Consider the following 26,088-nt stretch of genomic DNA (forward strand, 5'->3'; position numbering starts at 1 on the left):
GCCGCCGTCGCCGGATCCATCGGTATCGCCCCGGCGGCCAACCTCAACCCCGAGCGGGACTTCCCCTCGATGTTCGAGCCGGTGCACGGCTCCACCCAGACGGGTGTGCAGATCCTCTTCGCCTTCCTGCTGTCGCTGGCCTTCACCTCGCGCTTCGGGGACCTCGACACGGTCCAGCACGTCACCTACGTCATCACGCTGCTGCTGGCGGTCCTGGCCGCCGCGCTCTTCACCGCGCCGGCCGCGCTGCACCGCTCCCTCTTCCAGCAGGGCGCCAAGCCCCGCATAGTGCAGGTCTCCTCGCGCCTGGCCACGACCGGCCTGAGCGTGCTGGTGCTCGCGTTCAGCGGTTCCGTGCTGCTGGTGGTCGACGTGACCACGGGCCGTGCCGGTGGCATCGCCGCGGGCGCCGCGACCTTCCTGGTCTGCGTCGGACTGTGGGGGGTGCTCCCCCGGCTGGTGCGACGGGCGGGGCCGCGCGGGGAACGGGACGGGGCAGAGGAACCCACCGAGGAGGAGCCGGAGAGGGCCGGGATCAGGATCCCCGCACCGCTGTGGCGCACTGTCCGGCAGCCGTCAGGGCTACGAGGGGCGGCAGCACACCGGGAGGCGTCGGCTCGGCACCGGTGACGGCCACGTGCTCGAGCGGGTCGCGAGGCGCGGAGCGGGCCGCGTAGAGCCGTGAGGGTGGCCCGGATGTGGGTCGCGCGGGCCGGGGTGCGTCGGGGCACCCGATGGGGAGGCGCTTCGGGTCTTTCAGGTGTTCCAGGTCCTGCGGTGACGGGCTACGGCTCCTGCTGGCCCGCCGCCGTCACCGGCCGGACCGGAACGGCCCACGGGAGTTCGATCGAGATGGTCTTGCCGCCCTCGCGGGTCGGGCGGATGCGCAGTCTGCCGCCGCACTCGGCGGTCAGCCAGCGGATGATGACCAGGCCGCGGCCGTTGTCCTGCTGGACGGCTGCGGGCAGGCGTCTGGGGAAGCGCGGGTGACTGTCCGTGACACCGATGCGCAGTCGTTCGTCGCGGTCCAGCTCGACGTCCACGGTGAAGGTGGGCGACTGGCCGAAGGTGTGCTGGACGGCGTTGGTGGCGAGTTCCGAGATGATGAGCCGGACGGTGTCGGACTCCTCCGTGTCCGCCGGCAGACCCCACTCCGCCAGCGTGCTCACCACATAGGCACGCGCGGCGGAGACCGAGGCGGGATCGCTCGGCAGAGTGACGGATGCTTCCAGATGGTCTGCCATGGCGACGTCGTCCCTTTCCCACGGGACCGTAGTCCGACACGGAGCGGATGGTTCGAGTACGGTCCCGGACTGGTGCTTCGTCGTCAGAGTGCCACCAGAACACCCCTCCAGGTCGGCGATCCACCAAGATATGCATATATCTGTCGCTCAAAGCGGTGAACTCTGCGACGCGAGACCGTATTTGGGTGGCTCCGAAGGAGTAAGGAGGAGCCCATGCAGCACGGTCCCGCGGTGCGCCGCCGGAAACTGGGCGCCGAACTGCGTGCGCTGCGCTCCTCGGCGGGGCTCACGAGCGGTGAGGCGGCCCGGCTGGTGGGCTGGCACCAGTCCAAGGTCAGCCGGATCGAGACGGGCACGAGCGGGGTGAAACCGGCCGATGTGCGGTTACTTCTGGACGCCTACGGTGTGACGGACTCCCAACTCCGCGAACTGCTCATGGTGTTGGCGGGTGCCGAGGACAGCGGCGGCCGGCACCACTGGTGGCATGCCTACCGCGGGGTGCTGCCGCCGACGTACCGGGACTTCATCAGCCTGGAGTCCCAGGCCGGTGCGATGCGCACGCTGGAGACCACCGTCGTCCCGGGCCTGCTCCAGACGCCCGAGTACGCGCGTGCGGTGACACGGGCCGCGGTGGAGGGGCTCCCGGAGGACCGGCTCGACACGCTGGTCGAGGTGCGGCTGGCCCGGCAGGACGTGTTGCGCGCCGATCCCCCGCTGAAGCTGAGCGCCGTCCTGGACGAAGCGGTGCTGCGACGGGAGGTGGGCGGACCCGGGGTCATGGCCCGCCAGCTGGAACGACTGGTCGAGGCGGCCCGGCTGCCCCAAGTGCGCCTGCAAGTACTGCCGTTCGCCGCCGGAGCGCACATCGGCGTCACCGGCCCTTTCGTTATCTTGTCATTTTCGAGCACTTCTGATCTGGATGTGGTTGTTCTCGACCACTTGACGAGTAGCCTCTACCTCGAACGGAAAGAAGACCTCCAGGCCTACACGGAGGCCTTCAACGCCCTTCAGATCCACGCCCTTTCGCCCGAGGACTCGTTGGATTTCATCGCCGGGACAGCCGCCGGCGCGTAAGGAGGCACCATGCGTGCACTGCCTCGTCACGTCCCCTCAAGCACCGAACTGCACGGTGTGCGGTGGTTGCGCAGCAGCTACAGCACCGGCGCGAACAACTGCGTCGAGACCGGGTGTCCGGATGCCCCGCCCTGGGCCGGACTGCTCGCCGTGCGCGACTCCAAGGACCCGGCCGGACCCGCGCTGCTCTTCTCCCGGGGGAGCTGGGAGGCCTTCGCGGCCGGGGTGGACCGTATGTAGGCGCGCTGGCGGGCGCGTTCGATCAGACCGTCATCGTGCGACGCACGGCCGTGTCACGCCGACTCATGGCCGCGTCTCGCCGATCAGCCGTACAGCGCGTTCGATCTGCTGACCGGTCAGGTCCGCGCGTGCGGTCAGCCTGAGCCGTGAGATGCCGTCCGGCACGGAAGGCGGCCGGAAGCACCCCACGGCCAGGCCCGCCGCGCGGCACTGGGCCGCCCAGCGCACGGCGTCCTCGGGAGAGGGCGCCCGCACCGAGACCACCGCGGCGTCCGGACGGACCGCTTCCAGACCCGCGGCGGTCAGGCGTGCGTGCAGTTCGCCCGCCACCGCGCGGGCCCGTGCCGCCCGCTCCGGCTCGCGTCGCAGCAGCCGCAGGGCGGCCAGGGCCGCTCCCGCCGCCGCGGGGGCGAGTCCGGTGTCGAAGATGAAGGTCCGGGCCGCGTTGACCAGGTGGTCGACGACCCGCGCGGGCCCGAGGACGGCTCCGCCCTGGCTGCCGAGCGACTTGGACAGCGTGACCGTCGCGACGACGTCGTCCGCGCCCGCGAGCCCCACCGCCTGCGGGGCGCCGCGGCCGCCGTCGCCGAGAACGCCCAGTCCGTGGGCGTCGTCGACGACCAGCCCGGCGCCCTGTTCCCGGCAGGCCGCGGCGAGCGCGGTGAGGGGGGCCGCGTCGCCGTCGACCGAGAAGACCGTGTCGGACACGGCGATCGCCGTGCCCTCGTGGGTCGCCAGCGCCTTGCGTACGGCGTCCGGCTCGGCGTGCGCCACGACCTGGGTGGTGCCGCGGGCCAGCCGGCAGCCGTCGATGAGCGAGGCGTGGTTACCCGCGTCGGACACGATCAGGGAGCCGTGCGGAGCCAGCGCGGTGACCGCGGCGAGGTTGGCCGCGTAGCCGGAGGAGAAGACGAGGGCCGCCTCGAAACCACAGAAATCGGCCAGTTCGCCCTCGAGTTCGGCGTGCAGTTCGGTGGTGCCGGTGACGAGCCGGGAGCCGGTCGAGCCGCCGCCCCAGTCCCGCGCGGCCCGAGCGGCGCCCTCGGTGACCTCGGGGTGGCGGGCCAGCCCGAGGTAGTCGTTGCTCGCCAGGTCGAGGAGCGGCGAATCGGCCGGACGGGGGCGCAGAGTCCGTACGAGTCCGGCGCGGGCGCGCAGCTCCGCCTGCTCGTCGATCCAGCCGAACGCCATGGGTGGTCCTCCGGGGAATTTGTAGGCAGTGCACAGACACTAGCGGGACCACCAGCAGGTCAGTGTGTGGCAATACCCACACCTCGAAGCGACTCTGTTGTGCGAACTCTCCTTTGCCCCGGGCGCCTCCTTAGGACAGGATCGGCTTCCATGGACCTGCTGAACACGCTGGTGGACAAGGGGCTTCGGCGCGAGCTGCCGACCCGCGACGAGGCACTGGCCGTCCTCGCGACGTCCGACGACGACCTGCTCGATGTGGTGGCCGCGGCCGGAAAGGTGCGCCGGCACTGGTTCGGCCGACGGGTGAAACTGAACTATCTCGTCAATCTCAAGTCCGGCCTGTGCCCCGAGGACTGCTCCTACTGTTCGCAGCGGCTCGGCTCGACGGCCGGGATCCTGAAGTACACCTGGCTGAAGCCCGACCAGGCGTCCGACGCGGCGGCGGCCGGTGTGGCCGGCGGGGCCAAGCGGGTGTGCCTGGTGGCGAGCGGGCGCGGCCCGACCGACAAGGACGTGGACCGGGTCTCCGAGACGATCAAGGCGATCAAGGACAGCAACGAGGGCGTCGAGGTGTGCGCCTGCCTCGGGCTGCTCTCCGACGGACAGGCGGAGCGGCTGCGTGAGGCCGGCGCCGACGCCTACAACCACAACCTCAACACGTCCGAGGCGACGTACGGCGAGATCACCACCACGCACACCTACGAGGACCGCGTCGACACCGTGCAGAAGGCGCACGCGGCCGGTCTGTCCGCCTGCTCCGGGCTGATCGCCGGCATGGGCGAGACGGACGAGGACCTGGTGGACGTCGTCTACTCGCTGCGCGAGCTGGACCCCGACTCGGTTCCGGTCAACTTCCTGATCCCGTTCGAGGGCACCCCGCTCGGCAAGGAGTGGAACCTGACTCCGCAGCGCTGCCTCAGGATCCTGGCGATGACGCGGTTCGTCTGCCCGGACGTCGAGGTGCGGATCGCGGGCGGACGCGAGGTCCATCTGCGCACGATGCAGCCGCTCGCCCTGCACCTGGCCAACTCGATCTTCCTCGGCGACTACCTCACGAGTGAGGGCCAGGCCGGCAAGGCCGACCTGGAGATGATCGCGGACGCAGGGTTCGAGGTGGAGGGCACCGACCAGGTGACGCTGCCCGAGCACCGGGGCGCCGGCGGCTGTCACGACGGGGGCGGGGTGTGCGGCTCCGGTGGCGGGGCGTGCGGCTCCGGCGAAGAGCCGCAGGTCGCCGACTCCCACACGGGTACCGACGCCCGGACCGACCTGGTCGCCGTGCGCCGCCGGGGCGCCGGGACGGACCTCGCGCCCAATGCCTGAGCCGGCCGTTTCCGAGCTGCTGGAGCTCGACCGGCGGCACGTGTGGCATCCCTACGGCCCGATGCCCGGGCGGCAGGAACCGCTCGTCGTGGAGTCGGCGAGCGGGGTGCGGCTGCGGCTCGCCGACGGCTCGGGAGTGCCGGGCGACTCTGGAGTGCCGGGCGGTCCGTGCGAGCTGGTCGACGGGATGTCGTCCTGGTGGTCGGCGATCCACGGCTACAACCACCCGGTGCTCAACGAGGCCGCCCGTGAGCAGCTCGGGCGGATGAGCCACGTGATGTTCGGCGGGCTCACCCACGAGCCCGCCGTCCGGCTGGCGAAGCTCCTTGTCGACATGTCGCCCGAGGGCCTCGAGCATGTCTTCCTGGCCGACTCCGGGTCGGTGTCGGTCGAGGTCGCCGTCAAGATGTGCCTGCAGTACTGGCGTTCCCTGGGCCGCCCCGGCAAGCAGCGGCTGCTGACCTGGCGCGGTGGCTACCACGGCGACACCTGGCAGCCGATGTCGGTGTGTGATCCCGAGGGCGGGATGCACGAGCTGTGGACCGGGGTGCTGCAGCGTCAGGTGTTCGCCGACCCGCCCCCGGCGGAGTTCGAGGAGGCGTACGCCGAACAGCTGCGATCGCTGATCGAGCGGCACGCGGGTGAACTGGCGGCGGTCATCGTCGAGCCGGTGGTGCAGGGCGCGGGCGGGATGCGGTTCCACTCCCCCGCCTATCTGCGGGTGCTGCGCGAGGCGTGCGACGCGCACGACGTGCTGCTGGTGTTCGACGAGATCGCGACCGGCTTCGGCCGTACGGGTGCGATGTTCGCGGCGGAGCACGCGGCCGTCACGCCGGACGTGATGTGCGTGGGCAAGGCTCTGACCGGCGGTTACCTGACCATGGCGGCGACCCTGTGCACCGCGCGGGTGGCCGACGGCATCTCGCGGGGTGAGGTGCCGGTGCTCGCGCACGGGCCGACGTTCATGGGCAACCCGCTGGCGGCGGCGGTGGCCTGCGCCTCGATCGAGCTGCTGCTCGGCCAGGACTGGCTCACGGAGGTCAAGCGGATCGAGACGGGGCTGCGGGACGGGCTCTCGGCCGCCGCGGACCTGCCGGGCGTGAAGGACGTACGCGTCCTCGGCGCCGTCGGCGTCGTCCAGCTGGACCACGCCGTGGACATGGAGGCGGCGACGCGGGCGGCCGTGCGCGAAGGCGTGTGGCTGCGGCCGTTCCGCGATCTGATCTACACCATGCCGCCGTACGTGACGGGTGACGCGGACCTGGCGCGGATCGCGCGCGCCGTGTGCGCGGCGGCGCGGGAGGGTTGACATGCCGGTACTGGTGATCACGGGCACGGGCACGGAGGTCGGCAAGACGGTCGTGACCGCCGCCGTCGCCGCGACGGCGCTGGCGGCGGGCCGTTCGGTGGCCGTCCTGAAGGCCGCCCAGACGGGCGTACGGCCGGACGAGCCCGGGGACGCCGCCGAGGTGGCGCGCCTGGCGGGCCCGGTGACGACGGCCGAACTGGCCCGGTATCCCGAGCCGCTGGCCCCGGCCACGGCGGCGCGCCGGGCCGGCCGGGCCCCGGTCCATCCGCACGAGGTCGCGGAGGCCGCCGCCAAGCTGGCCACCGAGCACGACCTGGTGCTGGTCGAGGGGGCGGGCGGGCTGCTCGTCCGGTTCGACGCGGCCGGAGGGACCCTGGCGGACGCGGCCCGGCTGCTGTCGGCGCCGGTGCTGGTCGTGGCGCCCGCGGGGCTCGGCACCCTCAACACCACGGAGCTGACGGCGCGTGAACTGCGCTCCCGGGGGCAGGACCTGGCCGGGATCGTCATCGGGAGCTGGCCCGCGGCCCCGGACCTCGCCGCGCGCTGCAATCTCGCGGACCTGCCCGACGTGGCCGGAGCACCGCTGCTGGGCTCCGTCCCGGAGGGGTCGGGCACGCTGCCCCCCACCGCCTTCCGGGCGGCAGCGCCGCACTGGCTCGCGCCCGGGCTGGACGGTTCCTGGGACGCGGAGGCGTTCCGGGTACGGGAGGCGCCCGGGGCGTTCTGAGGGACGGGACGGGAGGAAGGTGAAACCGAAACGGATGTGATCGCGTGTTTAACCACGTAAGTGATCGCCTCCGAAGGGACCACCTTGCACACGAACGGATCACACCCGTCCCGCCGCACGGCCCTCACGATGGGCACGGCCGCCGCCGCTCTCGCGCTGGGCGGCGGCACGGCACACGCCTCGACCGCCACCGGCGGGGCGACCGCGCGGTTACGGGAACTCGAGCGGGAGCACACCGCCCGGCTGGGCGTGTACGCCCGCAACATGCGCACGGGCCGGACGGTGGCGTACCGGGCCGACGAACGCTTCCCGATGGCCTCGGTGTTCAAGACACTGGCCGCCGCGGCCGTACTGCGCGACCTCGACCGCGACGGCGAGTTCCTGGCCCGGCGCATCCACTACACCCAGGCCTACGTCGAGGCGTCGCAACACTCCCCCGTCACCAAGGACTACGTCGCGACCGGCATGACCGTCGGCGAACTGTGCGACGCCACCATCCGCTTCAGCGACAACACCGCCGGCAACCTGCTGCTGAAGGAGCTGGGCGGACCGACCGCGATCACGCGCTTCGCCCGCTCGACCGGTGACCGCGTCACCCGGCTGGACCGCTGGGAGCCCGCGCTCAACTCCGCGGAGCCGTGGCGCGTGACCGACACGACGAGCCCGCGCGCCATCGGGCTGACCTACGCCCGGCTGGTGCTCGGCGACGTGCTCGAGCCCCGGGACAGGGCCCGGCTCACGGACTGGCTGCTGCGCAACACCACGAGCGTGGAGAGGTTCCGCAAGGGTCTGCCGGCCGACTGGCAGCTCGCCGACAAGACGGGTGGCGGGCAGTACGGCAGCAACAACGACGTGGGCATCACCTGGCCGCCGGACGGTCCGCCGATCGTGATGTCGGTGCTGACCACGCAGCCGGAGGAGGACGCCGAGGGCGACAACCCGCTGGTGGCCGGCGTCGCCGCACTGCTGGCGGCGGAACTCGCCTAGCGTGGCCGCCGGCGGCAGGCCGTCTTGGGACCCCTGGCTGCCGACCGGCGCCCTCGGGGTCGCCGGTCTGCTCGCCCTGCCCTCCGCCGTGCCCAACCGGGTCGGGCGGCTGGGGAGCCAGCTGGAGACGTTCCTGCCGTGGCTGGGGGCGGCCGTGCCCGTGCTCGGCTGCCTCGCCCTCCTCGGACGGTCACGGGCGGGGCTTCTCGCCTGCCTGGCGCCCCTGGCCGTGTGGCTGTGGATGTTCGGCGGGATGTGGTTCTCCCGGACCCCCGGCCCGTACGACCTGACCGTCGTCCAGCACAACGTGGCCGACGACAACACCGACCCCGCCGGCACCGCCCGGGCCCTGCGCGCGACCCGCGCGGGGCTGGTGGCGGTGCAGGAGCTCACGCCAACGGCACGGCCCGTGTACGAGAACGTCCTGGGTGCCTCCCATCCGCATCGGGCGGTCCACGGCACGGTCGGGCTCTGGTCGGCGTATCCGCTGTCGGACGTGCGGCCCGTGGACATCCGGCCAGAGGGCTTCCCCGAGAGCTGGCGGCGCGGTCTGCGGGCCACGGTGTCCGCACCCGGCGGCAGGTTCGCGGTGTACGTGGTCCATCTGCCGTCGGTGCGGCTGGGCCTCACGGGCCTCGCCTCGGCGGCCCGGGACGAGAGCGCTGCCCTGCTCGGGGACCGGATCGGCGCCGACCCCGCCGGCCGGCTGCTGGTGGTGGGTGACCTCAACGGCACGGTGCGCGACCGTGGGCTCGGCCCGCTCACCTCCCGGTTGCACGCCCCGCCCGGGGGCTTCGCGTTCAGCTGGCCGGCCGGTCTGCCGGTGGCGAGGATCGACCAAGTGCTGGGCCGGGGGGTGAGGGTGACGGAGGTGTCGGCGCTGGAGGCGACCGGGAGCGACCACCTTCCGGTGCTGGGCCGCGTACTCCTGCGGTAGGGCAGGGATGCGCCGGGCCCGTCCGGGGGACACTCACGGTAAGGCGCAAGGCCGGCCTCGTCAGGGAGGTTCCCATGCCGCTCCGCTCCGGCAAGGTGCCACGGGACGCCGTGCACCATCCGCTGTTCGCCCGCTGCTACGCCCGGATCAGCGTGGCCGCCGAGACCCGGATGGGCATGGGCCCGCTACGCGGCAGACTGCTCGACGGGCTGTCGGGACGGGTGATCGAGATCGGCGCGGGCAACGGGCTGAACTTCGCGCACTACCCGGGCACCGTAGCGGAGGTCGTCGCGATCGAACCGGAGCGGCGGCTGCGGCACCTGGCCGTGGAGGCCGCTCTGCGGGCCGGGGTGCCGGTGGACGTGGTGCCGGGTGCGGCCGAGGCGCTGCCGGTCAAGAGCGAGGGCTTCGACGCGGCCGTGGTGTCGCTGGTGCTGTGCAGTGTGCGGGACGTGCCGCGGGCGCTCGCGGAGCTGCGGCGGGTGCTGCGGCCGGGCGGCGAGGTGCGGTTCTTCGAGCACGGCCGGGGTGGTGGCCGGGTGATGACCTTCACGCAGCAGGCGCTGGACCGCACGGTGTGGCCGGTGCCGAGCGGGGGCTGCCATGTGGCGCGGGAGCCGGTGCGGGCGCTGCGGGACGCCGGGTTCGAACTCGGCCCCTACCGGCAGGTGCTGATGCCGGCGGAGGGGCCGCAGCTGCCCACCTCGTACTGCGTACTCGGGACCGCCTGGCGCCCGGCCGGCGGGTGATCACAGGCTCCACTGACGCAGCTCCTGCTCGATGTCCCGTACGGAGGCCTCGCCGCTCTTGACCAACTGGGCGAGGTCGCGCACCTGCTCGGGCGAGGTGACGACCTTGACACCACCGGCGACGAGGTACGCGTAGGCGACGGCGGAGGCGAACAGGGCGTTGGAGCGTTCCAGCGCGGGAACGTGGATCAGGAGCTGGAGCAGGGCGGCGGCGCGGGCGTGCGGGCTGTCGTAGACGGGGACGTCGAACACGGCGGCCCGGTGGCGGGCGACGGCGGCGACGAGGGCTCCCCAGTCGGTGACCTGGGGGTCCCCGGGGGTCTTCTGCTCGGCGAGCATCAGCAGCCAGGCGAGGTCGATCTCGAGGTTGTCCAACGGTTCAGTGGCGACCTTCGCGCGTGCCCTCGCCGTCCTCCCCGGCTCTCGGCTTCGCTCGAGCGGGGGCACCCCCGTCGAACTCCTCGGCGAAGACGGTCTCGTACTGCTTCATGAAGTCCGCGGCGGCCTCCACGAAGGTGTGACCCACCTCGCCGGTGTCCTGTCTGACCAGCTCCTCGATGTAGCGGTTGACGCTCATCCCGCGGGCCAGGGCGCGTTCACGGGCGACGCGGGCGGTGCCCTCGTCGACGCGCACGTTCAGCTGGGTCTTCGCCATACCTCGAAGCTAGCGCCGAGGTGCTAGCACCGGCAAGGGCGGTGTCCGACCCGCGGAGGATACCGAGTGTGGGCCGGGTCACATTACCCTCGGGCAGGGTCGGGGGTCCTGACGTCCACCCAAGGAGGCGGCCTTGTCCACACCTGCTGCGGAGCACGCTCCCGGCCTCGCGCCGGCCGACGGGATCGCGGCCCGCGCCCGCGGTCTGACCAAGGCGTACGGCGCGGGCGAGACGGCCGTGCTCGCGCTCGACTCGGTGGACGTGGACGTCGTCCGGGGCCGGTTCACCGCGGTGATGGGCCCGTCGGGCTCCGGTAAGTCCACGCTGATGCACTGCCTGGCCGGGCTCGACACCGTCTCGGCCGGTCAGGTGTGGCTGGGTGACACGGAGATCACCGGGCTGAGGGAGCGTGAGCTGACGCGGCTGCGCCGGGACCGGATCGGGTTCATGTTCCAGTCGTTCAACCTCATCCCGACCCTGAACGCGCTGGAGAACATCACCCTGCCCATGGACATCGCGGGCCGCAAGCCCGACGGGACGTGGCTGGACCGGGTGATCGACACCCTGGGCCTGCGGGACCGGTTGGGGCACCGGCCCTCGCAGCTCTCCGGCGGGCAGCAGCAGCGCGTGGCCTGCGCGCGGGCGCTGGCCTCCCGGCCCGAGCTGATCTTCGCGGACGAACCGACCGGCAACCTCGACTCGCGCGCCGGCCTCGAGGTGCTCGGTTTCCTGCGCGAGGCGGTGGACCAGCTCGGGCAGACGGTCGTCATGGTGACCCACGACCCGGGCGCCGCCGCCCACTCGGACCTGGTGCTCTTCCTGGGGGACGGCCGGATCGTCGACGAGATGCGGCGCCCGACGGCGGAGGCGGTCCTGGAGCGGATGAAGAGGTTCGACGTGATCCGCACCCGCTCCGAGGACGCCGGCGCCCCGGTGTCGCCCGAGGAGAACTGAGTCCGTGCTCAAGGCGACCCTGCGGAGCTTCCTGGCGCACAAGGGGCGGCTGCTGCTCTCCGCGCTCGCCGTCCTGCTGTCCGTCGCGTTCGTCACGGGGAGTCTGATCTTCTCGGACACCGTCAGCCGCACGTTCGACCGGTTGTTCGCCTCCACCGCGGCCGATGTCACGGTCAGCCCGAAGAAGGACCTCGACGAGGCGCTGCCCTCGGGCCGGACGGCCACCTTGCCCGCCGCGCTCGCCGAACGGGTCCGGCAGGTCGACGGGGTCGCGGCGGCCCGCGCCGACGTGAAGGTGAACGGCCTCACGGTCGTGAACCAGGAGAACGAACCGGTGGGCCCGACCACCGGGGCACCGACGCTCGGCTACGCCTGGAACCCGAACGAACGCAGCCCCGTGCGACTGACCTCGGGCCACGCCCCGCGCGGACCCGCGCAGGCGCTGCTCGACTCCGAGACCGCCGGCCGCAGGAACGTGCACATCGGTGACACCCTCACGGTCATCGCTCCCCCCGGGTCGTTCCGGGTCCGGGTGGTCGGCATCGTCACGTTCACGACGACGAACCCCGGCTCCGCGCTGCTCTACTTCGACACCCCCACCGCCCAGTCGAAGCTGCTGGGCCGGGCGGGCACGGCCACGAGCATCTCGGTCGACGCGGGGCAGGGCGTGAGCGACGACCGGCTCAAACAGCGCGTTGCCGGCGCGCTCGGCGCGCACACCTACGACTTCAGGACGGCCGGCGAACAGGCCGAGTCGGATGTCGAGCAGCTGGGCGGGTTCCTCGACGTCATCAAGTACGTGATGCTCGGCTTCGCCGGCGTCGCCGTGCTGGTCGGCGTGTTCCTGATCGTCAACACCTTCTCCATGCTCATCGCCCAGCGCACCCGTGAGCTGGGCCTGCTGCGCGCGCTGGGCGCCGACCGCCGCCAGGTCCGCGCCTCGGTGCTCAGCGAGGCGCTGCTGCTCGGGCTGGTCGGCTCCACGCTGGGACTCGCCGCGGGCATCGGGCTGGCGGCCGGGCTGATCGGGCTGATGGGCCTGCTCGGCATGAACATCGACGCCGACGAGATGCAGATCGGCTGGGCGACCCCGGTGGCGGCGTACGTCGTCGGGCTGGGCGTCACCTTCGTCGCCGCGTACCTCCCGGCCCGGCGGGCCGCGGGCGTCTCGCCGATGGCCGCGCTCTCGGACGCCGAGGTGGCCGGGGTGGGCCGGCCGCTGCGGGTGCGTGCGGTGGCGGGCGCGATCGTCGGGGCGGCCGGTGCGGCGGCCCTCGCGGGCTGCGCGGTGTCCCGGCAGACGTCGTCGGCGGCGTCCCTGCTCGGCCTCGGCGTGGTGCTCACCCTGATCGCGACGGTCATCGCCGGGCCCCTGCTGGTGCGCCCGGTGATCCGGGTGCTCGGCGCGGCCTTCCCCGCGCTGTTCGGCCCGATCGGCCGGATGAGCCAGCGCAACGCCCTGCGCAACCCCCGCCGCACCGGAGCCACGGCGGCGGCCCTGATGGTGGGCATCGCCCTGGTCGGCGGGATGTCGGTGGCGAGCGAGTCGATGACCGCGTCGTTCGACCGGCAGATCGACACGACGCTCGGCGCCGACTTCGTCGTGCAGAACACCAACTTCCAGCCGTTCCCGCAGGAGGTCACCGACAAGGTGCGCCGCACCGACGGCGTGGGCCTGGTCGTGCGCGGGAGGTTCACACCGGTCGCGGTGCGCCTCCCGGACGGCGACCGCGTGGAGACCACGGCGGCGGGCTACGACCCGCGGCTGGACGAGGTCGCCGACATCACCTACGCGCGAGGGGACTCGGCGGCCGCGCTCGCACGCGGGCACCTGGCCATGGACCGGGACTTCGCACGCGACCACGGCGTCCGCGTGGGCAGCGTCCTCCCGGTGCGTTTCCCGGGCGGACGCTCGGCCGAACTGACGGTCGGCGCGCTCACCGACCAGGACGCCGCCGAGGGGTTCGGCACCCAGGGCGGGCTGTTCTTCGGGATGGACACCCTGGAGCGGTACGCGCCGGGCGGGCGGGACTCCGCGCTGTACGTCAACGCCGCCGCAGGCACGAGCGACGACGATCTGCGCGCGCACCTGGAGAAGACCCTGGATCCCTACCCGCAGGTGCAGGTACGGGACCTGGCCGACTACAAGCAGCTGGTCCATGACCAGATCGCCGTCCTGCTGTACCTCGTGTACGCCCTGCTCGGGCTGGCGATCATCATCGCGGTGCTGGGCGTGGTCAACACCCTGGCGCTCTCGGTCGTCGAACGCACCCGGGAGATCGGTCTGTTGCGGGCGATCGGGCTTGCCCGGCGTCAGCTGCGGCGGATGATCCGGCTGGAGTCGGTGGTGATCGCGGTGTTCGGCGCGGTCCTCGGGCTCGCACTGGGGCTGGTGTGGGGCGTGTGCATGCATGAGGTGCTGGCGCTCCAGGGCATGACGGCCCTGGCGATCCCGTGGCTCACGATCGTGCTGGTGGTGGCCGGCTCGGCGGTGGTCGGGGTCGTGGCGGCGCTGCTGCCGGCGTTGCGTGCGTCCCGCATGAACGTCCTCGCGGCCATCGCCCACGAGTGACGTCCGCATGCTGAAACGGTCTCCCGCCGGTCGGCGTGGGTGATGTGATCTTGGGATGACCGACTTGCGTATCCGGGCCGCGACGCCCGAGGACCTCGACGCCGTGCTGGCCTTCTGGAAAGTGGCCGCCGAGGGCACGAGCATCAGCGACGACCGCGGTGGGGTGGAGCGGCTCGTCGCCCGTGATCCCGAGGCGCTGATCCTGGCCGACCGCGGGGGCGAACTGGCGGGCACGGTGATCGCCGGGTTCGACGGCTGGCGCTGCCATCTGTACCGGCTGGCCGTGCACCCGGACCACCGCCGCCAGGGCGTCGCGACCGCGCTGCTCGCCGCCGCGGAGGAGCGCTTCGTACGGCTCGGCGGGCGCCGCGCGGACGCGATGGTGCTCACGCGCAACGAGATCGCGCACCGGACGTGGGGTGCCGCCGGATACGGGGCAGAGGAGCAGTGGCGACGCTGGGTGAAGCCGCTCACCGGGTAGGCGCGGCCGCGAGGCCGTGATCGCAGCCGGAGGCGGACTTTGCCCATCCTTTACTCTTGAATGGCCACTCGGTCCGGCATGAAAGGTTGTGAGCCTCCGCCCATGGGCGAGCCTCCCCGTGCGCGACACCGCGCGTTCCGCCCCGTCCTGGAGAACCATGGAACGGGGGTGAACCGATGACCGAAGTGCTCCTCCTCCTGGCGGCGATCGCGCTCTCGCTGGCCTGCGGCGCCTTCGTGGCAGCCGAGTTCTCCCTCACCACGGTCGAGCGCGCCGAGCTGGAGCGGGCCGCCGAGCGCGGCGAGCGGGGTGCGCAGGGAGCGCTGAAGGCCGTACGGAGTCTGACGTTCCAGCTCTCCGGGGCGCAGCTCGGCATCACCGTCACGAACCTGGTGGTCGGCATGCTCGCCGAGCCGTCGATCGCCGCCCTGATCGCCGGGCCGCTGGAGGACCTCGGCGTCTCGCGCTCGGCGTCGCACAGCATCGCGCTGGTGATCGGCACCGCCTTGTCCACGGTGTTCCTGATGGTCGTCGGCGAGCTGGTGCCCAAGAACTGGGCGATCTCCTCGCCGCTGGCCGTCGCCAAGACCGTGGGCAACGCCCAGCGCTGGTTCAGCGCCGCGTTCCGGCCGTTCATCACCCACCTCAACAACACGGCGAACCGGGTCGTACGGCGGATCGGTGTCGAGCCCGCCGAGGAGCTCGCCTCGGCGCGCGGGCCGCAGGAGCTGGCCGCCCTCGCCCGGCACTCCGCCAAGGAGGGCGCCCTGGAGGCCGACACCGCCGAGCTGTTCGTGCGCACGCTGAACCTCGCCGACCTGACCGCGGAGAACGTGATGACGCCCCGGGTGCAGGTCGTCGCGCTGGAGGTGCAGGCCACCCTGGAGGACGTCGCCAACGCGACCCGGGCGACCGGCCTGTCCCGGTTCCCGGTCTACCGCGGAACCCTCGACTCGGTCGTCGGGACGGCCCACGTCAAGGACGTGCTGGCGGTACCGGCCGAGCGCCGGACCCGGATCTACGTCTCCGAGCTGATGCGCGAACCCCTGCTGGTCCCGGAGAGCCTCACCGTCGACCGGCTCCTGGACCGGCTCTCCGGCAAGCGCACCATGGCCGTCGTCATCGACGAGTACGGCGGCACGGCGGGCGTGGCCACGCTGGAGGACATCGTCGAGGAGGTCGTCGGCGAGGTGCACGACGAGCACGACCCGCACGAGACGCCCGACCTGGCCGCGGCCGGCACCGACGAGTCCGGTCACGCGCTGTACTCGGCGGACGGCTCGGCCCGCGTGGACCACCTGGAACGGGTCGGGCTGCGCGCGCCGGAGGGGCCCTACGAGACGCTCGCCGGGCTGGTGGCGACAGTGCTCGGCCGGATACCGGCCGCCGGTGACACCCTCGAGGTCGCCGGCTGGCACCTGGAGGTCCTGGACGCGACGGGACGCCGGGCGGCCCGCGTCCGGCTGCGCGCCCCCCTCGACGACCACAAGCCCGACGAGAAGGGGGTGGAGCTGTGACCGCCGTCCAGCTGCTGATCGGACTGGCGACACTCGTCGTCAACGCCTTCTTCGTCGGTGCCGAGTTCGCTTTGATCTCCGTACGCCGCAGCCAGATCGAGCCCTACGCCGACCAGGGCGACCGGCGCGCGAAGAGCGTTCTGTGGGGCCTGGAGCACGTGTCCGCGCTGATGGCGGCCGCCCAGCTCGGCATCACGCTGTGCACGCTGGTGCTGGGCGTGGTGGCCGAGCCCGCGATCGCGCATCTGCTGGAGCCGGTGTTCCACGCGGTGGGCGTGCCCGAGGGCGCGGGGCACGCGGTGTCCTTCGTGATCGCGCTGTCCCTCGCCACCTACCTGCACATGCTGCTCGGTGAGATGGTGCCGAAGAACATCGCGCTCGCCGAGCCGGTGCGCAGCGCGCTGGCGCTCGGACCGCCCCTGGTCGCGCTGTCCCGCGCCCTGCGCCCTGTGATCTTCACGGTGAACGCCTTCGCCAACACGCTGCTGAAGCTGCTGCGGGTGGAGGCCCGGGAGGAGGTCGCCGCCTCCTACTCGGACGCGGAGATAGCGCAGATCGTGAAGGACTCCAGCGAGGCCGGCCTGATCGACGACCGTGCCCAGGAGCGGCTGCGCGACGCGCTGGAACTGGGCCGCCGCCCGGTGCGGGACGTGGTGCTGCCGCTGGAACGCGTGGTGTACGCGAGTGTGGGTGTCACCCCGGAGGAGCTGGAGCGGCTGTCGGCGGAGTCCGGGTTCTCCCGCTTCCCCGTGGTGGACGAGGGGCGGCGGATCGTCGGCTATCTGCATGTGAAGGACGCGCTGGACGCCCTCGGGCGTGACGTGCCCTTCCGCCTGCGGGACATGCGCCCCATCGCCCGCGTGCGGGAGCACACGCCGCTGGACGACGTCCTCACGGCCATGCGGGGCAGCCGTACGCATCTCGCGGCGGTCCTCGGGGCGGACGGACGGCTGGCCGGACTGGTGACCATGGAGGACGTCCTGCGGGAGCTGTTCGGTCAGCGCGCCTGAGGAGGCGGGTGCGGAGGGCCCGACCGACTGCTGGGTATGTGCACGGGATACCATTTCCGTCGCCATGCAGACGAACCCCACCCACAGCAGCCTGGTCGCCCTCGGCGACTCCTTCACCGAGGGCATGTCGGACCTGATGCCCGACGGCACCTACCGAGGCTGGGCCGACCTGCTCGCCACCCGGATGGCGGCCCGTACGCCCGGCTTCCGGTACGCCAACCTCGCGGTGCGCGGCAAGCTGATCCAGCAGATCGTCGACGAACAGGTCGACGTCGCGGCGGCCATGGGAGCCGACGTGATCACCCTGGTCGGCGGGCTCAACGACACACTGCGGCCCAAGTGCGACATGGGCCGCGTCCGCGGGCTCCTGGAGGAGGCCGTGGAGAAGCTGGCCCCCGCGTGCCGGCAGCTCGTCCTGATGCGCAGCCCGGCGCGGCAGGGCCCGGTCCAGGCGCGGTTCCGGCCCCGCATGGAGGAGCTGTTCGCCTGCATCGACGAGCTGGCCGCCCGGCACGGCGCACTCGTCGTCGACCTGTACGGCGCGCCCTCCCTGAGCGATCCGCGGATGTGGGACGTGGACCGGCTGCATCTGACGGCCGAGGGCCACCGCCGGGTCGCGGAGGCGGTCTGGCAGACGCTGGGCCACGACCCCGAGGACGCCGAGTGGCACACGCCGATGCCGGCGACGCTGCCGCCGGGCTGGGCCATGCGGCGCGTGGCGGACGCGCGGTTCGCCCGGCAGCACCTGCTCCCGTGGATAGGCCGCCGCCTGACGGGCCGCTCGTCGGGTGACGGACTGCCCCCGAAGCGGCCGGAGCTGCTGCCGTACCAGGACCCGGCGTAGCCGCAGGTGGATGCGCCCTGGACGCTCTCGTAGGTTCCGACAAAGACACCCGCGGCGCTGGCCTGCAGGAATCGCCAGTAGAATCCGTACACGTGACTTCTGCGCCCGCCAAGCCCCGCATCCCGAACGTCCTCGCCGGACGCTACGCCTCCGCCGAGCTCGCCACGCTCTGGTCGCCCGAGCAGAAGGTGAAGCTGGAGCGGCAGCTCTGGCTCGCCGTGCTGCGGGCCCAGAAGGACCTCGGCATCGAGGTGCCGGACGCGGCGCTCGCCGACTACGAGCGCGTCCTCGACACCGTCGACCTGGCCTCCATCGCCGAGCGCGAGAAGGTCACGCGGCACGACGTGAAGGCGCGGATCGAGGAGTTCAACGACCTCGCCGGGCACGAGCACGTGCACAAGGGCATGACGTCCCGCGACCTCACCGAGAACGTCGAGCAGCTGCAGATCCGCCTGTCGCTGGAGCTGGTCCGCGACCGCGCGGTCGCCGTCCTCGCCCGTCTCGGCAAGCTGGCCGGCGAGTACGGCGAGCTGGTCATGGCCGGCCGCTCGCACAACGTCGCCGCCCAGGCCACCACCCTCGGCAAGCGCTTCGCCACCGCCACCGACGAGCTGCTCGTCGCCCACGCCCGTATCGAGGAGCTGCTGAGCCGCTACCCGCTGCGCGGCATCAAGGGCCCGGTCGGCACCGCCCAGGACATGCTGGACCTGCTGGGCGGGGACGCCGCGAAGCTCGCGGACCTGGAACAGCGGATCGCCACGCACCTTGGCTTCTCGCAGGCCTTCACCTCGGTCGGCCAGGTCTACCCGCGCTCGCTGGACTACGAGGTCGTCACCGCGCTGGTGCAGCTGGCGGCGGCCCCGTCGTCACTGGCCAAGACGATCCGGCTGATGGCGGGGCACGAGCTGGTCACCGAGGGCTTCAAGCCCGGCCAGGTCGGCTCCTCGGCGATGCCGCACAAGATGAACACCCGCTCCTGCGAGCGTGTCAACGGCCTGATGGTGATCCTGCGCGGTTACGCCTCGATGACCGGCGAGCTGGCGGGCGACCAGTGGAACGAGGGCGACGTGTCCTGCTCCGTGGTGCGCCGGGTCGCCCTGCCGGACGCGTTCTTCGCGCTGGACGGTCTGCTGGAGACGTTCCTGACGGTGCTCGACGAGTTCGGCGCGTTCCCGGCGGTCGTCGCCCGTGAGCTGGACCGCTACCTGCCGTTCCTCGCCACCACCAAGGTGCTCATGGGCGCCGTGCGCGCGGGCGTGGGCCGGGAGCTCGCGCACGAGGCGATCAAGGAGAACGCCGTCGCCTCCGCGCTCGCCATGCGTGAGCAGGGCGCCGAGCGCAACGAGCTGCTCGACAAGCTGGCCGCCGATACGCGCATTCCGCTGGACCGGGACCAGCTGGACGCGCTGATGGCCGACAAGCTGTCCTTCACCGGTGCCGCGGGCGACCAGGTCGCCGCCGTCGTCGCCCGGGTCGAGGAGATCGTGAAGCAGCACCCCCAGGCCGCGGGCTACACGCCCGGCGCGATCCTCTGACGCGCCGCTCGCGATGGCGCGTTTCACGCCCGAGGAGCTTCAGGCCGCCCGCGACCGCGTCGTGCCCGACGTGGTCGCGGAGGGCCTGCACGTCCTCTTCTGCGGTATCAACCCCGGCCTGATGACGGCCGCGACGGGCCATCACTTCGCCCGGCCGGGCAACCGCTTCTGGCCGGTGCTCCACCGGTCCGGTTTCACACCGAGGCTGCTGAAGCCTTCCGAGCAGCAGGAGTTGCTGTCGTACGGGCTCGGCATCACCAATGTCGTGGCGCGGGCCTCCGCGCGGGCGGACGAGCTGAGCGCCGAGGAGTACCGGGAGGGCGGGCGGCTGCTCGCGGCGAAGGTGGCACGGCTGCGGCCGCGCTGGCTGGCCGTGGTCGGCGTGACCGCGTACCGCGCCGCGTTCGACGACCGCAAGGCGCGAGTGGGGCCGCAGGCTCGGACGATCGGTGAAACGCGCGTGTGGGTGCTGCCCAATCCGAGCGGGCTGAACGCGCACTGGACGGTCGACACCATGGCCGAGGAGTTCGGCCGGCTGCGGGAGGCCGCCGGGGACTGATCCGCTACGGCGGGTCCGTCTCCGTGACCAGGGCCAGCAGCTGGACCTCCCGCGAGGCGTCCCGGTCCGCGACCGCCACGGCGACCCAGCGGCCCGTGCCCTCCACCTCCCACAGGTGGGCGACGCCGGCCCGCGCGCTCAACTCGGCCCACGGCCGGGGTATGTCCTCCCGCTCGGTGCGCAGCAGCACGGTCTGCAGGTTGTAGGGGTCCGCGTCGCCCCAGCGGGAGGCGAGGAGTTCGTAGACGGCGTCCCGGTCCTTCTCGAACTGGTCGATCGTCACCGCCCGGGCCCCCGGGTCGCCGCCGGTCCCGGCCTCTAACACCGCGAGGTGGTGACCGGGGCCCGAGACACCGACGTCCGACGGGCCGTGCTCCGCCGGATAGGGGCGGTAGCACAGCTCGTCGATGAGGGCGATGTGCTGTGCGATGTTCATGGGTCCAGTAAACCCGCCGCCACTGACACTTGGCGGGGCATCAACCGGCCCGCCGTCAGGCGTCCCTGCGCCGTAGGCTCCAGGCGCCCGCCAGCAGGGCGGCGGCCGTCCAGAGCGCGGTCACCGCGAGCCCCGACCAGGGGCCGAGGGTGCCGTCGTACGTCTCCCGGAGGACCAACTGCCCGGCCTTGTCGGGCAGGAAGTCGGCGACGGTGCCCGTCGCGTCGCCGATCACGAACGACACGACGAGGATGAACGGCACCAGCAGGGAGAGGGTGGCCACGCCACTGCGGAGCAGGGCGGCGATCCCCGCGGCGAACAGGGCCATCAGCATCAGGTAGACACCACAGCCCACGACACCGCGCACCTGCTCGCCGGCGCTGAGCCCGTCGGCCGCCGCGCCGAGCCCCGCCCGTCCGGCGAGGAGGGCGGAGAGGGCCGTGACCAGCCCCACCAGGAGCGCCGGCAGGGCGACGACGGCCGCCTTGGCCGCGAACCACCGGCCGCGCCGCGGCACCGCGGCCAGGGAGAGCCGCAACGCGCCCTGATGGAACTCCGACGACACGGCCACGGCACCGAAGGTGATGACCGCGATCTGGCCCGGAATGACGCCGGACAGGGCCGTGAACAGCGGATCGAACCCCGGGTCCGAGGCATCGGAGGCTCCGGCGATCGCGGAGAACGCCGTGGTCACGGCGAGCAGGGCCAGCAGTGCTCCGGGGAGCGAGCGCAGCGTGCGGACCTTCAGCCACTCGGAGCGCAGTACGGGCGTGAATTCCATGGTCAGGCCTCCTGGGGCTGTGCGGTGAACTCGGCCTCGGCCCCGGTGAGGTCGAAGTAGGCCTGCTCCAAGGTGCCCTCCTCGGCGGCCAGTTCCAGGACCGGCACACCCGAGGCCGAGGTGATGCGGCCGATGTCGTCCACGCGCGCGTCGCACACGGTCCAGTACCCGTCGGCGTGTTCCTCGGCGGCGTGGCCGTGCCGGGCGAGGGCCGTCGTGAGGGCGCCTGGGTCGGTCGTGCGGATGCGGACGCGGGGCTGCACGCGTGCGTGGATGAAGTCCCGCATCGGGGTGTCGGCGAGGAGCCGGCCCCGGCCGAGGACGACCAGGTGGTCGGCGAAGGAGGCGGTCTCGTTCATCAGGTGGCTGGAGACCAGGACCGTGCGGCCCTCTCCCGCGAGGCGGCGCAGCAACCGCCGTATCCACACGATGCCTTCGGGGTCGAGGCCGTTGGACGGCTCGTCCAGCATGACTACCTCGGGATCGCCCAGCAGGGCGGCGGCGATGCCGAGCCGCTGGCGCATGCCCAGCGAGTACGTCCGTACCCGGCGCCGGGCCACCGACGCCAGGCCCGCCTCCTCCAGGACCTCGTCGACCCGCGCGTCCGGGATGCGGTTGCTCGCCGCCAGGACGCGGAGATGGTCGCGGGCGGTGCGGGAGCCGTGCGCGGCCTGCGCGTCGAGCAGGGCGCCCACGTGGCGCAGGGGTTCGCGGAGCGCCGGGTAGGGCCGGCCGCCGACCGTGGCGGACCCGGCGGTCGGCCGGTCGAGGCCGAGCACCAGCCGCATGGTGGTGGATTTCCCCGCGCCGTTCGGGCCGAGGAAGCCGGTGACGCGGCCGGGCAGCACACGGAACGTGAGCCGGTCCACGGCTCGCCGGTCGCCGAACTCCTTGGTGAGGTCCTGCACGTCGATGCTGGTCATGGCAGCAGCCTCGCGGCCGGACCGGGGTGCGGTCCTCCCCCGGCGGTGGAGATCGTCTCCCCCCTGTGGGGGAGGCCCGTCGCCGGTTGCCGCTGGCACGATGGCGTGATGGTCCTGGTCCGCATGCTGCGCCCGTTCACCCGGGTGGTGACGTACACGCGATGGCTTCATCTCTCCATGGCCATCGTGTGGCCGTCCCTGTGGCTGTTCGTCGACGAGGCGTGGTGGACCGTGGGCACCGCGACCGTGCTGCTCGGCCTCGCGGGCCTGGTCCCGGCCATGCGGGTCGTGGAGGGGTTCCAGGCCAGGTTGCTGCTGACCGGGCGTCGGGACAGGGGCGCGAGCGAGGAGATCGTCGTCACCCCCTCGGCCACGTGGGGCGACCGTGGACGGACGGTGGTCTGGCTCCAGACGAGGCTGGTCCTCGGCGCCCTGGCGTCGCATCTCGCCGTCCAGCTTCTCCTCCTCACGGTGGACCTGGTGTCGACGGCACTGGGCGGCGGGCGCGCCGGCGGCGCCTGGCTGCCCGTCGAGGGCCGGCACTGGTGGCACGCCCTGCTCGTCCCCGTGCCCGTGGTCCTGGCTGCCGCGGTCGTGGTCGGTTCGGGAAACCTCATCACCCGCATCGCCCTGCGTCTGCTCGGCCCGTCCCACTCGGAGCGGCTGGCCGCGCTGGAGGAGCGTACGGACCAGCTCCTGGAACGCACGCGGATCGCCCGCGAGTTGCACGACTCCATCGGACACGCGCTCACGGTCGCCGTCGTGCAGGCGGGCGCCGCCCGGGCGGCGGGTGATCCGGCCTTCACCGACCGGGCGCTGGTCGCCATAGAGGAGACCGGCCGGGCCGCCCTGGAGGATCTGGAGCGGGTGCTCGGCGTCCTGCGCGAGTCGGGGAAACCGGTGAGCGGGCGGCCGACGCTGGCGGACGCGGACCGGCTGCTGGAGTCGGCCCGCGCCTCCGGGGCGAAGGTCGACGCCGAGGTGACAGGCCCGGTGGAGACGGTGCCCGGGCCGGTGTCCCGGGAGGGCTACCGGATCCTCCAGGAGTCGCTGACCAATGTCCTGCGGCACGCGGGCGCGGTCCCGGTGCGCGTCCGCGTCCAGGTGACCGGCGCGACCGTGCTCCTCGCGATACGCAATCCCCTGCCGGCCGGGGCGACCGGCTCCGGACGCGGCAGCGGCCTGCGCGGGATGCGCGAGCGTGCGGCCCTGCTCGGCGGACGCGCGCGGACCGGCCCCGACGAAGGTGACTGGCAGGTCCATGTCGAACTGCCGTTGAGTTGATCTAGGCTGACCGGATGCCGGTCACCGTTCTCCTCGTCGACGACGAACCCCTCGTGCGCGCGGGTCTGCGGGCCGTGCTGGAGGCACAGCCGGACATCGAGGTCGTCGGGGAGGCCGCCGACGGTGCGGCGGTGATCCCGCTCGTGCGGCGGCTGCGGCCGGACGTGGTCGCCATGGATGTGCGGATGCCGCTGCTGGACGGCATCGAGGCCACCCGGGCGCTGCTGCGGACGGTCGACGATCCGCCCCGGATCCTCGTGGTGACGACCTTCGAGAACGACGAGTACGTGTACGAGGCGCTGCGGGCGGGCGCCGACGGGTTCCTGCTCAAGCGGGCCCGGCCCGCCGAGATCGTGCACGCGGTGCGGCTGATCGCCGAGGGCGAGTCGCTGCTGTTCCCGGCCTCGGTGCGGCAGCTCGCCGCCGAGTACGGCGACACCGGCGGGAACCGTGCGGCCCGGGCCGTGCTGGAGCGGGCCCGGCTGACCGAGCGGGAGGCCGAGGTGCTGCGGCTGATGGCGCGGGGCCTGTCGAACGCGGAGATCGCCGCCCGGCTGGTCGTGGGAACCGAGACCGTGAAGTCGCATGTCAGCTCGGTGCTGGCCAAATTGGGGGCGCGGGACCGCACCCAGGCGGTGATCGCGGCGTACGAGTCGGGATTCGTGGCGCCGGGCTGATCGCGAGCGGGCGGAGGCCTGCCCCTCGCCGGGGTGCGCGGTACCGAAGTACGATCCGGCCAACACGCGCACGACCTGGGAGGACGGACGGTGGGGCGGCTGACCGGCGGGGATCCCTCGCTGCTGCGAAGGATCAACTCCGCGGTGGTGCTGCACGCGCTGCGTGCCACGGACTGCGCGACGCTGACCGAGATCACCCGGGTGACAGGGCTGTCCCGGCCGACCGTCGAGGGTGTCGTCGAAGGGCTCATCGAGGCCGGCCTCGTCGTCGAGAAGGCGGCCGAGGAGGGTGCAGCTCGGCGGCAGGGGCGTCCGGCGCGGCGGTTCCGGTTCCGGGCTGAGGCCGGGCATCTGCTGGGGCTGGAGATCGGGGCGCACCGGGTGGCGGCGCTGCTGTCCGACCTGGACGGCCGGGTGATCGGCGCCCAGGCGAAGGACGTGCCCGAGACGGCCGGGGCCGACGAGCGGCTGGAGCGGCTGCGCGGGGCGGTCGCCGAGCTGCTGCGACGGGCCGGGGTCGCCCGCGGCTCGCTGCGGGCCGTGGGCGTGGCGACGCCCGGGATCGTCGAGGCCGACGGCACGGTGCGGCTGGGCACGGCGCTGCCCGGGTGGACGGGGCTGCGGCTGGGTGAGCGGCTGAGCCGGTCGTTCACGTGCCCGGTCCTGGTCGAGAACGACGCCAATGCCGCTGCGGTGGCCGAGCACTGGAAGGGCGCGGCCACCGAGTCGGACGACGTGGTCTTCGTGCTGGCGGGGCTCAGCCCGGGCGCCGGTTCGCTGATCGGGGGGCGGCTGCACCGCGGCTACGGCGGGGCGGCCGGCGAGATCGGGGCGCTGCATCTGCTGGGCCGCGGGGTGACGCCCGAAACGCTCCTGTCGACCACGGACGAACCTCTGCATCCTCTCGACGAGCAGGCGGTCGCCACGGTCTTCGCCCGGGCCCGCGAGGGCGACCAGCGCGCCCGCGCCGCCGTCGACCGCTTCATCCAGCGCCTGGTTCACGACGTGGCGGCCCTCGTCCTCGCCCTGGACCCGGAGCTGGTCGTGATCGGCGGCTGGGCGGCGGGCCTGGACGGCGTCCTGACCCCCCTGCGCGAGGAACTCGCCCGCTACTGCCTGCGCCCCCCGGAGGTCACCCTCTCGGGCCTGGGCGACGCAGCCGTGGCGACAGGCGCCCTACGCCTGGCCTTGGACCACGTGGAGGAGCAGCTCTTCGCCGTGGAACGTCCCTGAGCGACAACGCCCTCAGGACGCCTGCTTCTGAAGCCCGGCGTGGATCTCCACACCCCCCGGATCACCGAAGGTGAGACGGCACGTGTCAGCACGATAGGTCGCCACGGACAGCGCCGCCGTACGCCCCAGGGCGATGAAACGGGTCGTGACGACAAGGACCGGCGCCCCCGGCAGCCGGTCCAGCTCCTTCGCCTCGTCGGCCCCGGCGGAGCCGAGCTCCACCGCGTTCTCCTGCCGCTCCAGCTCCAGCCGCTGCAGTTCCCGCAGCACCGCACGCGCGTGTGCCGCTCCGGACGGCGCGTCGATGCCGGAGAGCTCGGGCACCGAGGGCTGGGGAATGTACAGCAGCTCCGCGGCCACCTGCCGGCCGTGCGACACGCGGGAGCGCCGCACGATGTGCACGGGCTCGTCCCGGGCGGTCTCCAGAGCGTCGGCGACACTCGCCGGCGGCACGGCCGCCGTGCAGTCGGCGGGCTGCCAGGCGTCCTCGGGGCCGCCCGGCCAGGTGTGCGGGCCGGTGCCGAGGGAGACGCCCATGCGGGGCGGCGCGACGGTCGTACCGACACCGCGGCGCCGCTGCAGCCTTCCTTCGAGTTCGAGTCGTTCCAGGGCCTGGCGGAGCGTGGCGCGGGCGACTCCGAAGCGGGCCGCGAGGTCGCGCTCGTTGGGCAGGATCTCGCCCACGGAGAACTCCGAGTCGAGCGCCTCGCTGAGCACGGTCTTGAGATGCCAGTACTTCGGTTCCTGCACCGATTCCAGCTGCGTGGTCCCCACCCTGTCCTCCGCATTCGCCGTGGTCGGCAGCGTTTAGCGCCCTTGTTTATTAAAGGTTGTTGCACTTCTCT

The 26,088-nt window shown here is 72.7% G+C and carries 28 protein-coding genes; 20 read left to right on the top strand and 8 right to left on the bottom strand.

The window, feature by feature from the left end; genetic code table 11:
- Positions 1 to 69 precede the first annotated feature (69 nt).
- On the top strand, positions 70 to 630 hold the full coding sequence (locus ABTX60_RS30795; protein ID WP_502992435.1) for a DUF6328 family protein: 561 nt from the start codon (positions 70 to 72) through the stop codon (positions 628 to 630).
- A 155-nt stretch (positions 631 to 785) separates the two neighbouring features.
- Here the strand turns inward: ABTX60_RS30795 and ABTX60_RS30800 are convergent, their stop codons facing one another.
- Positions 786 to 1,244 carry an ATP-binding protein gene (locus ABTX60_RS30800; RefSeq protein WP_352100289.1) on the bottom strand — a complete coding sequence of 153 codons (459 nt, stop codon included), beginning with the start codon at positions 1,242 to 1,244 and terminating at the stop codon, positions 786 to 788.
- Between the two features lie 213 nt (positions 1,245 to 1,457).
- Between ABTX60_RS30800 and ABTX60_RS30805 the strand changes: the two genes are divergently transcribed.
- Positions 1,458 to 2,318 (top strand): helix-turn-helix domain-containing protein, encoded by an 861-nt coding sequence (locus ABTX60_RS30805; RefSeq protein WP_352100290.1) that lies wholly within the window; start codon positions 1,458 to 1,460, stop codon positions 2,316 to 2,318.
- A 9-nt stretch (positions 2,319 to 2,327) separates the two neighbouring features.
- Positions 2,328 to 2,558, top strand: coding sequence for a DUF397 domain-containing protein (locus ABTX60_RS30810; protein WP_352100291.1), 231 nt, complete (start codon positions 2,328 to 2,330; stop codon positions 2,556 to 2,558).
- A 63-nt stretch (positions 2,559 to 2,621) separates the two neighbouring features.
- Here ABTX60_RS30810 and ABTX60_RS30815 read toward each other — a convergent pair whose 3' ends face one another.
- Positions 2,622 to 3,749 (bottom strand): 8-amino-7-oxononanoate synthase, encoded by a 1,128-nt coding sequence (locus ABTX60_RS30815; RefSeq protein WP_352100292.1) that lies wholly within the window; start codon positions 3,747 to 3,749, stop codon positions 2,622 to 2,624.
- Positions 3,750 to 3,899: 150 nt separating this feature from the next.
- On the opposite strand from ABTX60_RS30815, the gene bioB reads away from it, so the two are divergent.
- From bioB to ABTX60_RS30845, 6 genes are all read left to right on the top strand, one after another.
- Positions 3,900 to 5,072, top strand: coding sequence for a biotin synthase BioB (gene bioB / locus ABTX60_RS30820; RefSeq protein WP_352100293.1), 1,173 nt, complete (start codon positions 3,900 to 3,902; stop codon positions 5,070 to 5,072).
- Positions 5,065 to 6,381 (top strand): adenosylmethionine--8-amino-7-oxononanoate transaminase, encoded by a 1,317-nt coding sequence (locus tag ABTX60_RS30825; protein WP_352100294.1) that lies wholly within the window; start codon positions 5,065 to 5,067, stop codon positions 6,379 to 6,381. Before bioB ends, ABTX60_RS30825 begins: the two co-directional genes overlap by 8 nt.
- 1 nt (position 6,382) lies before the next feature.
- Entirely contained in the window at positions 6,383 to 7,108 is a 726-nt protein-coding gene (gene bioD / locus ABTX60_RS30830; RefSeq protein ID WP_352100295.1) for a dethiobiotin synthase, read from the top strand.
- Between the two features lie 129 nt (positions 7,109 to 7,237).
- Positions 7,238 to 8,095: a class A beta-lactamase gene (bla, locus tag ABTX60_RS30835; protein WP_352100394.1), complete on the top strand. Its 858-nt coding sequence runs from the start codon at positions 7,238 to 7,240 to the stop codon at positions 8,093 to 8,095.
- Between the two features lies 1 nt (position 8,096).
- Complete coding sequence (locus tag ABTX60_RS30840; RefSeq protein ID WP_352100296.1) at positions 8,097 to 9,032, top strand: endonuclease/exonuclease/phosphatase family protein; 936 nt, start codon at positions 8,097 to 8,099, stop codon at positions 9,030 to 9,032.
- A 74-nt stretch (positions 9,033 to 9,106) separates the two neighbouring features.
- Positions 9,107 to 9,781, top strand: a complete 675-nt coding sequence (locus ABTX60_RS30845) for a class I SAM-dependent methyltransferase (protein ID WP_352100297.1) — start codon at positions 9,107 to 9,109, stop codon at positions 9,779 to 9,781.
- Here the strand turns inward: ABTX60_RS30845 and ABTX60_RS30850 are convergent, their stop codons facing one another.
- A complete protein-coding gene (locus ABTX60_RS30850) occupies positions 9,782 to 10,156 on the bottom strand; it encodes a fic family toxin-antitoxin system, toxin component (RefSeq protein ID WP_352100298.1) in 375 nt (124 codons plus the stop codon).
- A gap of 4 nt (positions 10,157 to 10,160) precedes the next feature.
- Entirely contained in the window at positions 10,161 to 10,436 is a 276-nt protein-coding gene (locus ABTX60_RS30855; protein WP_352100299.1) for a toxin-antitoxin system HicB family antitoxin, read from the bottom strand.
- Between the two features lie 133 nt (positions 10,437 to 10,569).
- Here ABTX60_RS30855 and ABTX60_RS30860 point away from each other — a divergent pair, with 133 nt between their 5' ends.
- The 8 genes from ABTX60_RS30860 (at position 10,570) to mug (ending at position 19,909) form a co-directional block, all read left to right on the top strand.
- The gene (locus ABTX60_RS30860; protein WP_352100300.1) at positions 10,570 to 11,391 is read left to right on the top strand and encodes an ABC transporter ATP-binding protein; all 822 of its coding nucleotides are present in this window, start codon (positions 10,570 to 10,572) and stop codon (positions 11,389 to 11,391) included.
- A 4-nt stretch (positions 11,392 to 11,395) separates the two neighbouring features.
- Positions 11,396 to 13,963, top strand: a complete 2,568-nt coding sequence (locus tag ABTX60_RS30865) for an ABC transporter permease (RefSeq protein ID WP_352100301.1) — start codon at positions 11,396 to 11,398, stop codon at positions 13,961 to 13,963.
- Positions 13,964 to 14,018: 55 nt separating this feature from the next.
- A complete protein-coding gene (locus ABTX60_RS30870) occupies positions 14,019 to 14,444 on the top strand; it encodes a GNAT family N-acetyltransferase (RefSeq protein ID WP_352100302.1) in 426 nt (141 codons plus the stop codon).
- Between the two features lie 176 nt (positions 14,445 to 14,620).
- Positions 14,621 to 15,961, top strand: a complete 1,341-nt coding sequence (locus ABTX60_RS30875) for a hemolysin family protein (protein WP_352100303.1) — start codon at positions 14,621 to 14,623, stop codon at positions 15,959 to 15,961.
- Positions 15,958 to 16,971, top strand: coding sequence for a hemolysin family protein (locus ABTX60_RS30880; protein ID WP_352100304.1), 1,014 nt, complete (start codon positions 15,958 to 15,960; stop codon positions 16,969 to 16,971). Before ABTX60_RS30875 ends, ABTX60_RS30880 begins: the two co-directional genes overlap by 4 nt.
- A 64-nt stretch (positions 16,972 to 17,035) precedes the next feature.
- Complete coding sequence (locus ABTX60_RS30885; protein WP_352100305.1) at positions 17,036 to 17,815, top strand: SGNH/GDSL hydrolase family protein; 780 nt, start codon at positions 17,036 to 17,038, stop codon at positions 17,813 to 17,815.
- 92 nt (positions 17,816 to 17,907) lie between these two features.
- A complete protein-coding gene (gene purB, locus ABTX60_RS30890; protein WP_352100306.1) occupies positions 17,908 to 19,350 on the top strand; it encodes an adenylosuccinate lyase in 1,443 nt (480 codons plus the stop codon).
- Positions 19,351 to 19,363: 13 nt separating this feature from the next.
- A complete protein-coding gene (mug, locus tag ABTX60_RS30895) occupies positions 19,364 to 19,909 on the top strand; it encodes a G/U mismatch-specific DNA glycosylase (RefSeq protein WP_352100307.1) in 546 nt (181 codons plus the stop codon).
- 4 nt (positions 19,910 to 19,913) lie between these two features.
- Here mug and ABTX60_RS30900 read toward each other — a convergent pair whose 3' ends face one another.
- From ABTX60_RS30900 to ABTX60_RS30910, 3 genes are read right to left on the bottom strand one after another with little or no spacing between them, the layout of a single operon-like run.
- Positions 19,914 to 20,345, bottom strand: a complete 432-nt coding sequence (locus tag ABTX60_RS30900) for a hypothetical protein (protein WP_352100308.1) — start codon at positions 20,343 to 20,345, stop codon at positions 19,914 to 19,916.
- A gap of 55 nt (positions 20,346 to 20,400) precedes the next feature.
- A complete protein-coding gene (locus ABTX60_RS30905) occupies positions 20,401 to 21,126 on the bottom strand; it encodes an ABC transporter permease (protein WP_352100309.1) in 726 nt (241 codons plus the stop codon).
- Positions 21,127 to 21,128: 2 nt separating this feature from the next.
- The gene (locus ABTX60_RS30910; RefSeq protein ID WP_352100310.1) at positions 21,129 to 22,049 is read right to left on the bottom strand and encodes an ABC transporter ATP-binding protein; all 921 of its coding nucleotides are present in this window, start codon (positions 22,047 to 22,049) and stop codon (positions 21,129 to 21,131) included.
- A 114-nt stretch (positions 22,050 to 22,163) separates the two neighbouring features.
- On the opposite strand from ABTX60_RS30910, the gene ABTX60_RS30915 reads away from it, so the two are divergent.
- From ABTX60_RS30915 to ABTX60_RS30925, 3 genes are all read left to right on the top strand, one after another.
- Positions 22,164 to 23,333 carry a sensor histidine kinase gene (locus tag ABTX60_RS30915; RefSeq protein WP_352100395.1) on the top strand — a complete coding sequence of 390 codons (1,170 nt, stop codon included), beginning with the start codon at positions 22,164 to 22,166 and terminating at the stop codon, positions 23,331 to 23,333.
- Between the two features lie 14 nt (positions 23,334 to 23,347).
- Entirely contained in the window at positions 23,348 to 24,010 is a 663-nt protein-coding gene (locus ABTX60_RS30920; protein WP_352100311.1) for a response regulator transcription factor, read from the top strand.
- 90 nt (positions 24,011 to 24,100) lie between these two features.
- A complete protein-coding gene (locus tag ABTX60_RS30925) occupies positions 24,101 to 25,243 on the top strand; it encodes an ROK family transcriptional regulator (RefSeq protein ID WP_352100312.1) in 1,143 nt (380 codons plus the stop codon).
- A gap of 12 nt (positions 25,244 to 25,255) precedes the next feature.
- Here ABTX60_RS30925 and ABTX60_RS30930 read toward each other — a convergent pair whose 3' ends face one another.
- On the bottom strand, positions 25,256 to 26,017 hold the full coding sequence (locus ABTX60_RS30930) for a GntR family transcriptional regulator (protein ID WP_352100313.1): 762 nt from the start codon (positions 26,015 to 26,017) through the stop codon (positions 25,256 to 25,258).
- Positions 26,018 to 26,088: the final 71 nt, after the last annotated feature.

This window comes from Streptomyces sp. NPDC126510 (genome assembly GCF_040302345.1).
GTDB lineage: Bacteria > Actinomycetota > Actinomycetes > Streptomycetales > Streptomycetaceae > Streptomyces.